Here is a 14,830-nt window from a genome sequence, read left to right on the forward strand (position 1 = left end):
TTGTACCTAGGGCGGGAATCGAACCCGCACTCCCTTAACGGGAACAGGATTTTAAGTCCTGCGTGTCTACCAGTTCCACCACCTAGGCAGGTGAGCGAAAAACGAGATTCGAACTCGCGACCCCAACCTTGGCAAGGTTGTGCTCTACCAGCTGAGCTATTTTCGCATTGGAATTATTTTTCAAAGTATTTCAGCACATCGCGTTCTGTCTCTTTCGGTGGTGCCAGCTGGATTCGAACCAGCGACACAAGGATTTTCAGTCCTTTGCTCTACCAACTGAGCTATGGCACCTTTTCAATAGTAGCTGTTTGCCTTATTGATGCTGCAAATATAGAGGGATTATTTGAAATACAAAAGGCGAAAGTGCTTTTTTTTGCGTTTAAACGCCAACCCGCTGATTCCTAAGTGGAAAAAATAAAGGGCTATTCGATCTGAATAGCCCTTTGATATTGTCTAGGTGGATCTTATTAAGATAATTTACCAACTTCTAATACTAAATCAACGATTTTGTTAGAATAACCCCACTCGTTGTCATACCAAGATACAACTTTAACGAAGTTATCATTTAAAGAAATTCCAGCTTTAGCATCAAAGATTGATGTACGAGCATCACCCAAGAAGTCTGAAGAAACGACCTCATCCTCTGTGTAACCCAAGATACCTTTCAATTCGCCTTCAGAAGCTTCTTTCATGGCAGTTTTGATCTCTTCGTAAGAAGCACCTTTATTTAAACGTACTGTTAAGTCAACAACTGAAACGTCAGCAGTAGGAACACGTAAAGACATACCTGTTAATTTACCTTTCAATTCAGGAAGAACCAAACCTACAGCTTTAGCAGCACCTGTAGAAGAAGGGATGATGTTTTGGTAAGCACCACGGCCACCTCTCCAGTCTTTCACTGAAGGACCATCCACAGTTTTTTGAGTAGCTGTTACAGCGTGTACAGTAGTCATCAAACCTTCAACGATACCGAATTTATCATTTAATACTTTAGCGATAGGAGCTAAACAGTTTGTTGTACAAGATGCATTTGAAACGATATGTTGATCTGCTTTTAATTCTTTGTGGTTTACACCCATTACGAATGTAGGTGTGTCATCTTTTGCTGGAGCTGACATAACAACTTTTTTCGCACCTGCATCAATGTGTTTTTGAGCCAACTCTTGAGTCAAGAAGAAACCTGTAGATTCGATGATTACTTCAGCACCTACTTCATTCCATTTCAAGTTTGCTGGGTCTTTTTCAGCAGTTACACGGATTGTTTTGCCATTCACGATCAAGTTGCCGTCTTTAACTTCAACAGTACCGTCAAATTTACCATGTGTTGAATCGTATTTCAACATATAAGCCATATAATCCGGCTCAACTAAGTCATTGATACCAACAATTTCAATTTCTGGACGATTGATAGCAGCTCTGAATGCTAAACGACCAATACGGCCAAATCCGTTAATTCCAATTTTCATATTCTTAATTTTTATTGATATAATATTTAATTAAATTATGTATCGGCTCCTTGACCACGGTGCCAATACTGATATTAAATTCTTCTGTTGCTACTTCTCGCAGGATGTTTTCATAATTGAAAGCTACCGAACCAGTAAAATTCACATCGCTGTCTGGATACTCTTTCATTAATGGCTTAATATAAGTTTTAATAAAAATACGTAGCCCGTTTTTGATCAATTGGTTGATAAATAAATGCTCCTTATTTTCAAGTACAAAATCGGTAAATGAATTTAAAAAGTTGGTTGGTTGAGGTGCAATATATACCTTCTCCAAAATACTTTTCTTGTCTAAGGTGAACTCTTTTTCCAATTTATCCTTCAAATCAACGGGAAGGGTGTCTGTCATATAATGTTTCAGCAATTGCTGACTATTCCAGTTGGTAGCCCCTTCGTCTGCGAGGATGTAGCCCAGACCATAATTGTTCTCAATGATTTTCTTTCCGGTATAATAAGCGGCATTCGACCCACTTCCGATAATACCTACGATCCCTTTTTCATCTCCAAAAGTTGAAATAGCAGAAGCAATAACATCATGGTCTACTTTAACACGGGCATTGACGAAAAAACGCTCGAAAACATTTTTGATCTTATCTTTACGTTCTTTTGATGAAGAACCGGCACCGAAAAAATAAATACGTTTAATTTTTTCAGCATTATTGATCAAATTGGTGTTTCTATTTAAATGCTGTAGTATGGATCGTTCATCCTGGAGATAGGGGTTGATACCATTCATGCGAAACCCGGTGGTTATCCGGCCTTTGTCAGCCAACCGCCAGTCTGAGAATCGAGATCCACTGTATACTACTGCTATCATAGTCTGCTTTATTTTATATTATAAAATCTCAGCCATTTCCAATAGATCAGGGCTAAGTTTAATTTCCTTATTGCTGATAGCTTCCTCGATCGGAGTAGTTTTGATTTCATTACCACGGAGACCAACGGTGATCCGTGTATTGCCCGCTAAAATTTCATTAACGGCAGCAAAACCCAATCGACTAGCCAACACGCGGTCAAAACTCGTTGGAGATCCACCACGTTGTAAATGCCCTAATATACTAACTTTCGTGTCGTAATGATCAAATTTTTCCTTTACTTTTTTTGCGACATAATAGGCGCCACCGTTTTGATCACCTTCTGCCACAATAACAATGGAAGAAGATTTCTTTTTGATAGCTCCATCTTCCAGGTGGCTGATTAAATCATCTATAGCAGTCTCTTTTTCTGGAAGCAGGATCGCTTCAGCACCACCAGCAATTCCGGCGTTTAATGCGATACATCCTGAATCTCTACCCATAACTTCAACAAAGAAGAGGCGCTCATGTGATGCCGCTGTATCTCTAATTTTGTCAATAGCCTCGATAACGGTATTGTTGGCTGTATCATAACCAATGGTATAGTCAGATCCGTAAAGGTCGTTGTCAATCGTTCCGGGGATTCCTACAATGGGAATCTCAAACTCTTTGGAGAAAAAATTTGCACCAGTAAAAGTCCCATCACCACCAATCACCACCAACGCATCTATTTCTGCTGCTTTTAAATTGTCGTAGGCGATTTTTCGCCCTTCAGTTGTTTTAAACTCAAGACAACGTGCTGTTTTTAATATTGTACCACCACGTTGTATGATATTGCTCACAGAGCGGGTATCCATTTCTTTGAAATTTGCGTCAATCAAACCCTGATACCCCTGGTAAATTCCAGTGACCTGAAGGCCTTTGTGAAGCGCTGTACGGACAACTGCACGGATGCAAGCATTCATGCCGGGGGCGTCACCGCCAGATGTTAATACGCCTATTTTTTTTATTTCTTTTATCACACTCTATATTTTAGGTTCTACGAATATAAGATTTTTATAGTGTATATTCTACACTTTGAATAAATTTTTCATTATTTTTTTGCGCATCACGTTTAGGAAGCGTATAATTGTTACAGGTAACCCGATGATTAGTAGCCAATAAATTTAGCTCAGTATATTGCACATAAATAAATTTAGAAGTTTTGTATAGTAATTTTACCGTAGACTGTGTCATATTAGGCTTTCATGAAGGAGAATTAAAGGTTCTTTTGGCTGAAAGAAATGAATATCCTTTTAAGGATTGGTGGGCATTGCCAGGCTTTTTCGTGGATAATGACGAAGAGATGGAAGATGCCGTAAAGAGAATTTTGTATGAAAATACAGGTTTGAAGGATGTATTTATGGATCAATTGCATTCTTTTGCGGGCTTGAAACGGCACCCAAAAGGACGTATTTTGACAGTGGCTTACTATGCCCTGGTCCAGCTTGATAGTACAAAACTGAAAACAAAGCCTGTTACAAACTACATGAAGCAGGCGAAATGGTTTCCTGTTAGAAATGTTCCAGAATTGGCATTTGACCATAAGCAGATTTTGGATTTATGCCTGGAAAGATTGCAGCGTCGTTTAGCTTACAAACCGATCGCTTTTGAATTGTTACCTGAAAAATTTACCCTCACCCAATTGCAATTGGTGTATGAAGGCATATTAAATAAAACATTGGATAAACGCAATTTTCGAAAGAAAATGCAGAATTATGGCTTTCTGAAGGAGTTGGATGAAGTGCAGACTGGTGTTGCTTATCGGGCCGCGAGGTTATATAAACTGGACAAAAGAAAATTCCTCAAACATTTCCAGAATACTGTAGCGTTTTAGTCAAATCCGAGTTATTAAGAAAAGGCAAACTTCCAAAGTTTGCCTTTTTTTGTTGTCAATTAAATATCAAATTAATAGCGATTTCAAAATATATTTTGTACGAGAAGTTACTTTTTATATTTTTGAACAATTTTTGATAAAAGTCAGAAAGTAGAAAGGAGTTTTTTGAAGAATGGAAGATAGAAAAGACCAGATCATTGATGCCGCTATAAGACGCTTTATGCATTATGGTTTTAGTAAGACAACGATGAATGAGATTGCGGAGGATATAAAAATCACCAAAGCGAATTTATATTATTATTACTCGGAGAAGAATGCGCTTATACGGGATGTTATTATACGTTTGACAGATGAGTACAGGGAAGAGGAGGAGAAGTTGGTAGCTGTGCATAAAGGCACAACCTACGATCTGATCATGAAGATTTTGGAATTACGGGATGCTTTTGTACGCAAGTATTATATGTTGCATATGAATGAGAACCTGGAATGGATTAAAGGACTTTCGATGCAAGAGTTTTTTCAGTGTCTCCACAATCGCGACGTACAGGCGCTCTATGAGATACTCAAGGTAGGTGCAGAGAAGGGAGAACTCAATGAAGAGCATCTCTATGAAACAGCGGAAATCTATGTGGAACTGATGAAGAGTTTATCCCTGATGTGCAATATTTCCGATATTATTTCTGGAATTCCAAATCAGGATCGTTTTGATGAAGTTTTACAGAAACAAAAACTGGCTACTAAGCTGTTTTTTAATGGTATAAATAAAAAGTAGATATAAAATTAGGACAAATAAATTAGGAATGAAAACAATCAGAATACTAGCCAGCCTTTTATTAGGTACGATGGTTTTCCAAAGTCATGCACAGCAGCAATTAAGCCTAAGTGATGCGATCAAATTTGCTTTACAGAATAAGGCCGATGCTAAGAAAGCGAATCTTGATGTAGTAAACGCCGAGCATAAGATTGCTGAGGTTAAGTCAGGTGCATTGCCACAGGTCACTTTTAATGGAGGAATCACGTACAATCCTATGATCCAAAAAGTTGCATTACCAGGGGAGCTTGTTGGTCAACCTGGAACGACGGTAATGGCCGCTTTCGGACAAAAATGGCAGTCAACAAATTCGATAAGTTTGAATCAACAATTGTTTAATCAGACTGTATTTACCGGATTAAAAGCAGCGAAAACTACTCGCGAATTTTACTTGATTAATAAGACATTGACAGATGAACAGTTAATTGAGAAGGTAGCTAACAGTTATTATGATGTCTATCAATCAAAATTACAATTAAAAACAGTTGAAAATAACTTAGAGAGCACCACTAAAACAAGGGATGTGATCGAAGGTCTGTATAACAATGGATTGGCAAAGAAAATTGACTTAGACCGGACAAATGTAGCGGTCACAAATTTAAAAGCATCCAGACAACAGTTGATCAATGCAGTTCAACTAAAGGAAAATGCGCTTAAGTTTGTGATTGGTATGTCAATGGATGAACAGATTGCCATGCCAAGCTCTACTTTTGAAACCGTCGAGTTAAATGCGGTTTATAATCCGATTGATGTTTCAAATAGAACAGAAATTCAGGTTTTAACAAAGCAAAATGATTTATTGGAGCTCAATAAAAAAGCCGAGATTTCTAAATACTATCCAACATTGTCGTTGACAGCTAATTATGGACGTCAGGGATTAGGCCCGGTATTCCCGTTATTTTCAAAAGCTGAGGGTGTAAATTGGTCTAGTTTTTCCGGTATTGGCCTGAATTTATCTGTCCCCATTTTTAATGGTTTTTTGACAAGATCGAAAGTACGTCAAGCCCAAATCGATATTGATAAACTACAGGTCGATATAGCTGATACAAAATTGGCACTAAGTATGGCTGCGGAAAATTCTAAAGTGCAAATCAAAAATACACTTTTGACGATCGAGTCGAACCGAAAGAACGTGGACTTGGCAAAGTCTGTGTTGGAGGATACCAATAATAACTATAAGAATGGTTTGGCGACGTTAACAGATCTATTGGATGCAGAGAAAGCTTATGCTGACGCGCAAAACAATTTAAATACTTCGTTGCTTGATTACAAGGTGGCAGAAGTCCAACTGATTAAAGCGAACGGAAATCTCAAATCACTAATTAAAGAATAATTGACTAATACAATATGAAACGCGGAATTATTACCCTACTTATTATTGCTGCTGGTCTTGCAGGAATATTTTTTGTGTTAAATAAGAATAAAAAGAAAAACGAAGCGGAAACAGCTGAGGTTGCGAAAACAAATGCAGCAATTGCCGTCCGTATTGATACGGCGAAAGTAAGCTCAATGGACCTACGTTACACCGCTAATGGAACTTTTGCGCCAAAGCAAGAGGTCACCGTATCTGCGGAAACTGCGGGTAGAGTTGTGAAGGTGTTGGTCGACGAAGGTTCCCATGTAAGTGCTGGGCAAACCCTCGCAATTATCGAAGGTGACAAGCTGAATGTAAACGTAGCTAATGCGCAAGCAGCATTTACGAATGCACAGGCGGACTTACATCGCTTTGAAAGTGCTTTTTCTACAGGTGGTGTGACCAAACAACAGCTCGATCAGGTGAAATTGCAATTTGAAAACGCTAAAAATAATTTAAGAGCATCAAAATTGAATGCCGGTGATGTAACCATTAAGACATCTGTTTCAGGTGTGGTTAATGCACGTAAAATTGAACCAGGAACTTATTTGACTGTTGGAGCAGCGGCTTTTGATATCGTCAATGTTGGAACATTAAAATTACGTGTCAATGTTGATGAGAAAAATGTGGCTACGTTACGAGTAGGTCAGTCTGTTGATGTATCAGCAAGTGTATATGCAGACCAAAGATTCACAGGTAAGGTAACATTTATTGCTCCTAAATCTGATGGAAGCTTGAATTTCCCGGTAGAAATTGAAGTCAATAACTCATCGAATCAATTGCGTGCCGGTATGTATGGTACAGCAATGTTTGGGGAAGGGGTTGCCGGTAATACTTTGATCGTACCTCGCAATGCATTTGTCGGTAGTGTGAGTGATAATAAAATATTCGTTCTTAAAAATGGTAAAGCAATCGAAACCAATGTGAAATCCGGAAGAAACTTTGGTGATCACATTGAAATCTTGGGTGGTCTACAAAATGGCGATCAAGTGATTGTTTCGGGTCAAATCAACTTGTTTGATCAAAGCCCTGTTGAAATTATTAAATAATGTATACTGAAAAACAGTAGCAAATGAAGTCGTGGTTTCATTACCATTAAAAACAAATAATTCTAATGAAAATTACCGAAATATCGATAAAACGTCCCAGTATAATTATCGTATTATTTATAATACTGACATTAGGCGGGTTGTTTTCCTATACTCAATTGGGGTACGAGTTAGTCCCCAAATTTGAGATCAACGTAATCACGGTGCAGACGGTCTATCCAGGGGCATCGCCTGCTGAGGTGGAAAGCTCAGTGACCAAAAAAATTGAGGATGCAATTTCCTCGCTGGAGAGTATTAAGAAAGTAGAGTCGACTTCCCTGGAAGGTGTATCCATTGTGATGATTACCTTAAATAACGGGGCTGACGTCAACTTCCTGCTGACCGATGCACAACGGAAAATCAATGCCGTTGTCAACGATCTACCCGATGATGTGAAAACGCCATCGTTGTCCAAATTCTCATTGGATGACGTTGCTATCATGAGTTTAGCCGTAACGTCCAACTTATCCGAAAAAGAATTGTATGACTTATTAGATAACAAGATTCAGCCAGTTTTCGCACGGATCAATGGAGTAGCCAAAGTGGATATGATCGGGGGCGAGGAGCGTGAAATTCAGATTTCTGTGGATCCTAAGAAAATTGAAGGCTATGGCTTAACAATCGCTCAGGTACAACAGACTGTTGCCTCTTCAAATCTTGATTTTCCTACAGGTAACGTAAGTACACGTGACAACAGAACAACAATCCGTTTGGCGGGTAAAGTAACTTCGATCGAAGAATTACGTAATCTACCGATTACGACACCAGCAGGGGTACAGATCTATTTGCGCGATATCGCCGATGTGCAGGATGGTATCAAAGAAATTGAGAAGGTGGCTCGTTTGGATCGTCAGAACACCATCTTGTTACAGGTCTTTAAACAATCGGATGCCAATGCAGTAGCGGTATCTGAAGGTGTTAAAAAGACAATTGGGCAGGTGGAAAAAGATTATGCAAGCAACAAGATCAAAATTCTTGTTGCAAATGACTCTTCTGACTTTACATTGAATGCTGCCAATAACGTAATCCATGACTTGATGATTGCGATTGCCTTGGTAGGTTTTATCATGTTGTTCTTCTTGCAGAGTTTGCGTAATGCTGCGATTACCATGGTTGCGATTCCGTTATCACTGATTGCGACATTTATTGGGTTGCTGCTGATGGGCTATACCCTAAACCTGATGTCTTTATTGGGGCTATCACTGGTTGTCGGTATTCTGGTGGATGATGCGATCGTTGTTATCGAGAATATCCACCGTCACATGGAGATGGGGAAAAATAAAGTGCGTGCGGCATTTGATGGAGCCTCGGAGATCGGTTTTACCGTAACGGCGATTACCTTGGTTATCGTGGTGGTGTTTTTACCGATTGCGATGTCTACCGGTTTGGTGGCAAACATCCTTGCTCAATTTTGTGTGACCGTAATTATTTCCACTTTGCTATCCCTGCTTGTGTCATTTACAGTTGTTCCCTGGTTATATTCCCGTTTCGGAAAACTGGAGCATTTGAGCAAAACTTCTTTCTTCGGACGTATAATTCATGGATTTGAAAGTGGTTTGACAGCTTTTACTCATTGGGTATCTGGATTGTTGGTCTGGGCATTAAAAAGCCGGATGAATAAATTGGCAACATTGGGACTTGCAGTAGGCTTATTGGTCGCTTCTTTTATGCTTGTGGTCAAAGGGTATATCGGTTCGGACTTCTTTCCTGGCATAGACCGTAAGGAATTTTTCATCCAATTGGAATTGGACAAGGATGCTTCTTTGGAAAAGACCAACTTATTGACGCAAAAGGCTGAAGCCTATATCAAATCTAAGCCAGATGTCAAAGAAATCATCACCACTGTAGGACAGTCTTCGGATGGTATGGCTTCCACAACAGGTTCACGTTATAAATCCGAAATCCACGTTATTCTGGATAAGGAGAATTTTGAAGGTAACTCTCAGGTATATTCTGCGACTTTAAAACGCGAATTGGAAAACAAGCTGATCGGAGCGAAGATTAAGACTGTAAATGTCGGTATCATGGGAGCTGAGCAGGCGCCATTGAAGTTGACCATCATCGGTTCTTCGGTAGAAGATGCACAGGAATTTGCGGAGAAAGCGGCAGATCAATTGCGTAAGATCCCGGGAGCAGCAGGAGTGAAGTTAACTTCTGAGGCTGGTAACCCTGAGATCAATGTGAAAATTGACCGTGATAAAATGACGTCTTTGGGACTGAACGTATCCACAGTCGGTATGACGATGCAGACTGCATTTTCTGGAAATACAGACAATAAATATAGAGCGGGTGATAATGAGTATGATATCAATATTCGCTATACAGAAAGTGGTCGTGCCAGCATCGAGAATGTTCGCGATTTGAAATTTATCAATAATAAAGGTGCTTCAATTTCATTGGAACAATTTGCAACAGTTTCTTATGGTTCAGGACCTACCTTATTGGAGCGTCGCGATAAATCGCCGGCGGTATCTATCCAAGGTCAGGCAATCGGTAGACCAATGGGTACCGTAGCACAGGAATGGCAGGCTCAATTTGAGAAGCTCCCACGCAAACCCGGAATTGTTTTCATTTGGGGTGGTAACATGGAAAATCAGACTGAAGGTTTCGGTACATTGGGAATTGCATTATTGGCCTCAATTATCTTGGTATATCTTGTGATGGTGGCGCTATATGATAGCTTTATCACACCTTTTGTGGTATTGTTCTCCATTCCATTGTCCTTTATTGGTGCCTTGTTGTTCCTTGCATTGGGTAACCAGACGTTGAACATCTTTACCATCTTGGGTATTATCATGTTGATTGGTCTGGTGGCCAAGAACGCGATCATGCTCGTCGATTTTGCGAACCATCGAAAAGAAGCTGGCGATAGTACACACGATGCACTGGTTGCTGCTAACCATGCCCGTCTTCGTCCGATCTTGATGACGACAATTGCCATGGTATTCGGTATGATTCCAATTGCCATTGCTACTGGTGATGGTGCCGATATGAACAGAGGTCTGGCAATCGTTATCATTGGTGGTCTATTGTCGTCCCTATTCTTGACCCTAGTTGTCGTGCCGGTCGTATATTCGATCTTTGACCGCTTTGGTAAAAAGAAGAAAACTGACTATGAGGCATTGATTGTAGAGGATTATGATCATGTTGATGTAGCAGAACATTAAACATAAATCAATTTTACAAAGGAAAGGAGGCTAAGTCATTGGCCTCCTTTTTTTTGTGTTAATTTTAGGTTAATCAATCGATTGCGTAAATATTTTTTATTACATTGCGGCCGCATTAACAAAATATATATACTTAAAATTGAGACAAGCATGTGTGGAATTGTAGGATACACAGGTTACCGTCAGGCGTATGGTATCGTCATTGATGGATTGAAAAAATTAGAATACCGTGGATATGACAGTGCGGGAGTGGCACTGCACAAAGGTGAACAGGTTGATGTTTACAAAAAGACGGGCAAAGTAGTGAATCTAGAAGAATTCGTTTACGGTCAGGATCTCCAATCAACAACAGGAATAGGGCATACGCGTTGGGCCACCCATGGTGAACCTTCTGACCGCAATGCCCATCCGCATTATTCAAATAGTGGACGCATTGCAATGATCCATAATGGTATCATCGAAAACTATGCTTCCCTAAAAGCAGAATTAATAAGCAAAGGCTACCAATTCAAAAGTGATACGGATACTGAAGTGCTCGTTAACTTTATCGAAGAAATCCAGTTACAAAATGAATGCTCCCTGGAGGAGGCGATCCGTATTGCCTTAAAAAGGGTTGTTGGTGCGTATGTGATCCTTGTATTGGAGGCTGGTCATCCAGATCGGATTATTGCGGCAAGAAAGGGAAGTCCCCTGGTAATTGGAATAGGTAAAAATGAGCATTTCTTGGGTTCAGATGCTTCGCCGATGTTAGCTTATACCAAAGAAGTTGTTTACATCAATGATTATGAACTTGCGATTATCACGCCCGATGAACTAATCCTCAAGAATTTGGGAAATGAACGGATTACACCGTACATCCAAAAATTGGATCTGGAGTTATCGGCTATTGAAAAAGGTGGTTACGATCACTTTATGCTAAAGGAGATCTTCGAACAGCCCCATACCATCTACGATTCGATGCGTGGGCGCCTGGATCTGCAAGCGAAGCAAATTATTCTGAGTGGAATTGAGAAGTATGCGAATGAAATTAGCAGCACCAATCGTATTGTCATTGTTGCCTGTGGTACGAGTTGGCATGCTGGCTTGATTGCCGAATATGTGATTGAAGAATTATGCCGCATTAATGTTGAGGTGGAGTATGCTTCGGAGTTCCGTTACCGGAATCCTGTGATCCATCCTGGAGATGTAATTTTGGCCATCTCACAAAGTGGTGAGACTGCGGACACGTTGGTGGCGCTGGAAAATGCGAAAAAGCAGGGTGCCATCATTCTTGGTGTCGTCAATGTCGTTGGATCTTCAATCGCCCGTCTTTCTGATGCAGGAGCTTATACACATGCTGGACCTGAAATCGGTGTGGCAAGTACCAAAGCTTTTACCGCACAGCTAACTGTCCTAAATCTGATCGCATTAAAAATTGCAGCCTTAAAAGGAACGATTTCGGAAGAACGCTTTCTGAAACTATCGGAGGAATTGCATGCAGTTCCTGAAAAGGTTGAGTGGATATTGGATACGCAGATCGAAAAGATCCAACAAATTGCAAAAAAATATAAAGACGCAAGGGATTTCTTATTTCTTGGTAGAGGGTATAACTTCCCGGTTGCCCTGGAAGGTGCGCTAAAGCTCAAAGAGATCTCTTATATTCATGCCGAAGGTTATCCTGCAGCAGAGATGAAACATGGCCCTATTGCTTTGGTCGATGAGAATCTACCTGTTGTATTCGTCGCAACGAAGGATGCCTATCATGAAAAGATTGTCTCCAACATCCAGGAGATAAAAGCAAGGAAAGGGAAGATTATTTCTGTAGTCACAAGAGGTGACGCCGTTTCCGAAGAGCTGTCGGATGACTTTATGGAAATTCCAGAGGCAGATGAGATTATTGCTCCTTTAATCTCTGTTGTTCCTTTGCAGTTATTGTCTTATTATATTGGCGTGGAGTTAGGATTAGATGTTGACAAACCTCGTAATCTCGCCAAATCTGTCACAGTAGAATAGGGAGGCGTATGAGTGTGTTAAAGAAAAGACCTTTGGAGCATTTGGGATATGATTTTATCCCAAATGAATTTCTCCGGGAAGGGCAGGATGAGTACACCCTGCGTTTTCAGCAGAATCCACGCAATGATTACCGTGACCTTACAGCAAATGAGATTCAGGAGCTGATCGCCAATGGCAATTGGTCGAGCGACTGGTCCAGGGTAAAGGTGTCAGCAGTCTTCGATCCCAAGCAAATCCAAGGTTGTAAATTCTATGGTTTGGTGCGCATCGGAAATCTCAACCCCAGCTATTTGGAATACCGTAACCTGCAACTTCCCATCGGTTTATATCATTCGACCATTATCAGTTCTGATTTTGGCGATGATGTGGCTGTACATCATATCGGTTATTTATCCTATTTTATTGTGGGTAATGAAGTGCTGTTGAGTCAAATCAAGGAGATGGAGACCGGTAGCACCGCTAAATTTGGAAATGGAATTCTACGTGATGGTGAAGAATCGGGTAAACGTATTCAATTGGAGCTCTGCAACGAAAACGGTGCACGCTCGGTGTATCCTTTTGATGGGATGCAGGCGGCAGATGTCTATCTGTGGACACGAAATCGCCATGATCGGGAGCTACAACATCGTTTTGAAGAGCTGACCGACCAAAAAATCGGTACACAACGGGGATATTATAGTCAGATCGGTGATCGCTGCGTTATCAAAAATACATTCACGATCAAAAATGTGAAGATTGGTACCGATGCCTACATCAAAGGGGTGAATAAGCTGAAGAATGTAACTGTTAACTCATCACAGGAATCCTATACCCAAATTGGTGAGGGCTGTGAGCTGGTTAATGGTATTATTGGCTACGGTTGTCGTATATTCTATGGAGTCAAAGCGGTACGTTTTATTTTGGCCTCTTATTCGCAACTGAAATATGGCGCGCGGTTGATCAATTCTTATCTGGGTGATAATTCGACGATATCCTGTTGTGAAGTGCTCAATTCCCTAATTTTTCCTGCACATGAACAACACCATAATAATTCATTCCTATGTGCCGCATTGGTGATGGGGCAAAGTAATATGGCGGCTGGGGCTACTGTCGGGTCAAACCACAATTCTAGGGCAGCTGATGGTGAGATTATCGCAGGACGCGGTTTCTGGCCGGGCTTATGTGTGAGCCTCAAACACAACTCGAGATTTGCCTCTTACTGTTTGATTGTAAAGGGTGACTTTTTACACGAGCTGGATATCCAACTGCCTTTTACGTTGGTAAGCAACGATGTACAGCACGATCGGCTTGTACTTATCCCAGGGTATTGGTTTATGTATAATATGTACGCCTTAGTGCGTAATGCTAATAAGTATGAAGCTCGGGACAATAGACATTTTAAAAATCAATATTTTGAGTACGCTATGTTGGCTCCTGATACCGTCAATGAGATGTTTGCCGGAATGGAAACACTTGCCTTTGCAGTATCGGAAAGCCTTCAACAGGAAGAGGATAAGACAAGGGAGGAACGCATTGTGGCAGGGCGAGCCTTGCTTGCCAACAATATTGATCTAAAAGATAAGACGATTGTTTTATCCGGAGCGGAAAATTCACGCCGACCTACAGTGATTCAAAAAGTTGGTGAGGCCTATCATCTTTATCGTTCATTTATCAAGTATTATGGTGTTTTGCACTTGATGGATGCATTGGAGGAAGGACGATCACTAGATGATATCATTGCGAGCCTTGCCGGTGAACAACGGACAAACTGGGAAAATATCGGTGGACAGCTTATCGAAAGTACTGCATTGCAGATTTTTCTGGATGATATCAAGTCCAAAAAGATAGACTCCTGGGACGATATTCATGAGTTTTATCATGAGCGTAGCAAGGACTATCCATTGGATAAACGAAAGCATGCCTTATTGTCACTGATTGAAATTCTGACTTTGGAAGGTATGGAAATATCCAGAGATAAAATTGTATCTTTGTTGGATCAGGCTTTGGGACACCGAATCTGGATAGGCGAGCAGATCTATAAATCCCGCGCTAAAGATTACAAAAATCCGTTTAAGAATATGGTGTATGCCAATGATGAAGAACGCGATATAGTGGTTGGGAAATTGACAGAAAACTCCTTTATCAATCAACAGCAAAAAGAACTAGAGATATTTAAAATAAGGGTTGCTAATTTGAAAGGGCAATTTTAAAAGAAAGGCTTCCGCTCGGAAGCCTTTTCTTTTTTATCTTTAGGTGCCAAATCA

At 40.5% G+C, this 14,830-nt stretch carries 10 protein-coding genes and 3 tRNA genes; 7 read left to right on the forward strand and 6 right to left on the reverse strand.

What is annotated here, in order from left to right; translation table 11 throughout:
- Positions 1–3: 3 nt before the first annotated feature.
- The 6 genes from LC454_RS03650 to pfkA all read right to left on the reverse strand — a co-directional run bounded on the left by LC454_RS03650 (position 4) and on the right by pfkA (position 3,318).
- Positions 4–88: transfer RNA gene (locus LC454_RS03650), tRNA-Leu, on the reverse strand.
- 5 nt (positions 89–93) lie between these two features.
- Positions 94–166 (reverse strand) — tRNA-Gly (locus LC454_RS03655).
- A 52-nt stretch (positions 167–218) separates the two neighbouring features.
- Positions 219–291 (reverse strand) — tRNA-Phe (locus tag LC454_RS03660).
- A gap of 176 nt (positions 292–467) precedes the next feature.
- Positions 468–1,466, reverse strand: a complete 999-nt coding sequence (gene gap, locus LC454_RS03665; RefSeq protein WP_223579598.1) for a type I glyceraldehyde-3-phosphate dehydrogenase — start codon at positions 1,464–1,466, stop codon at positions 468–470.
- 4 nt (positions 1,467–1,470) lie between these two features.
- Complete coding sequence (locus LC454_RS03670; RefSeq protein ID WP_223579600.1) at positions 1,471–2,322, reverse strand: hypothetical protein; 852 nt, start codon at positions 2,320–2,322, stop codon at positions 1,471–1,473.
- A gap of 18 nt (positions 2,323–2,340) precedes the next feature.
- Positions 2,341–3,318: a 6-phosphofructokinase gene (pfkA, locus tag LC454_RS03675; protein WP_410528652.1), complete on the reverse strand. Its 978-nt coding sequence runs from the start codon at positions 3,316–3,318 to the stop codon at positions 2,341–2,343.
- Between the two features lie 185 nt (positions 3,319–3,503).
- Between pfkA and LC454_RS03680 the strand changes: the two genes are divergently transcribed.
- The 7 genes from LC454_RS03680 to LC454_RS03710 all read left to right on the forward strand — a co-directional run bounded on the left by LC454_RS03680 (position 3,504) and on the right by LC454_RS03710 (position 14,776).
- Positions 3,504–4,175: an NUDIX hydrolase gene (locus LC454_RS03680; protein WP_120258099.1), complete on the forward strand. Its 672-nt coding sequence runs from the start codon at positions 3,504–3,506 to the stop codon at positions 4,173–4,175.
- A 172-nt stretch (positions 4,176–4,347) separates the two neighbouring features.
- Positions 4,348–4,947: a TetR/AcrR family transcriptional regulator gene (locus LC454_RS03685; protein WP_120258098.1), complete on the forward strand. Its 600-nt coding sequence runs from the start codon at positions 4,348–4,350 to the stop codon at positions 4,945–4,947.
- A 28-nt stretch (positions 4,948–4,975) separates the two neighbouring features.
- Positions 4,976–6,319 carry a TolC family protein gene (locus LC454_RS03690; RefSeq protein WP_223579602.1) on the forward strand — a complete coding sequence of 448 codons (1,344 nt, stop codon included), beginning with the start codon at positions 4,976–4,978 and terminating at the stop codon, positions 6,317–6,319.
- A gap of 14 nt (positions 6,320–6,333) precedes the next feature.
- Positions 6,334–7,389 carry an efflux RND transporter periplasmic adaptor subunit gene (locus LC454_RS03695; protein WP_223579604.1) on the forward strand — a complete coding sequence of 352 codons (1,056 nt, stop codon included), beginning with the start codon at positions 6,334–6,336 and terminating at the stop codon, positions 7,387–7,389.
- Positions 7,390–7,454: 65 nt separating this feature from the next.
- The gene (locus LC454_RS03700; RefSeq protein WP_223579618.1) at positions 7,455–10,595 is read left to right on the forward strand and encodes an efflux RND transporter permease subunit; all 3,141 of its coding nucleotides are present in this window, start codon (positions 7,455–7,457) and stop codon (positions 10,593–10,595) included.
- A 150-nt stretch (positions 10,596–10,745) separates the two neighbouring features.
- Positions 10,746–12,587 (forward strand): glutamine--fructose-6-phosphate transaminase (isomerizing), encoded by a 1,842-nt coding sequence (gene glmS, locus LC454_RS03705; RefSeq protein WP_223579621.1) that lies wholly within the window; start codon positions 10,746–10,748, stop codon positions 12,585–12,587.
- 8 nt (positions 12,588–12,595) lie between these two features.
- Positions 12,596–14,776 carry a DUF4954 family protein gene (locus LC454_RS03710; RefSeq protein ID WP_223579624.1) on the forward strand — a complete coding sequence of 727 codons (2,181 nt, stop codon included), beginning with the start codon at positions 12,596–12,598 and terminating at the stop codon, positions 14,774–14,776.
- Positions 14,777–14,830: the final 54 nt, after the last annotated feature.

It is taken from the genome of Sphingobacterium sp. GVS05A, from assembly GCF_019969845.1.
GTDB lineage: Bacteria > Bacteroidota > Bacteroidia > Sphingobacteriales > Sphingobacteriaceae > Sphingobacterium.

Coding starts and splice junctions, on each gene's coding strand:
- LC454_RS03690 (WP_223579602.1), top strand. CDS start 4,976: ATGAAAACAATCAGAATACTAGCCAGCCTTTTATTAGGTACGATGGTT.
- LC454_RS03685 (WP_120258098.1), top strand. CDS start 4,348: ATGGAAGATAGAAAAGACCAGATCATTGATGCCGCTATAAGACGCTTT.
- LC454_RS03695 (WP_223579604.1), top strand. CDS start 6,334: ATGAAACGCGGAATTATTACCCTACTTATTATTGCTGCTGGTCTTGCA.
- LC454_RS03700 (WP_223579618.1), top strand. CDS start 7,455: ATGAAAATTACCGAAATATCGATAAAACGTCCCAGTATAATTATCGTA.
- LC454_RS03710 (WP_223579624.1), top strand. CDS start 12,596: ATGAGTGTGTTAAAGAAAAGACCTTTGGAGCATTTGGGATATGATTTT.
- gap (WP_223579598.1), bottom strand. CDS start 1,466: ATGAAAATTGGAATTAACGGATTTGGCCGTATTGGTCGTTTAGCATTC.
- glmS (WP_223579621.1), top strand. CDS start 10,746: ATGTGTGGAATTGTAGGATACACAGGTTACCGTCAGGCGTATGGTATC.
- LC454_RS03670 (WP_223579600.1), bottom strand. CDS start 2,322: ATGATAGCAGTAGTATACAGTGGATCTCGATTCTCAGACTGGCGGTTG.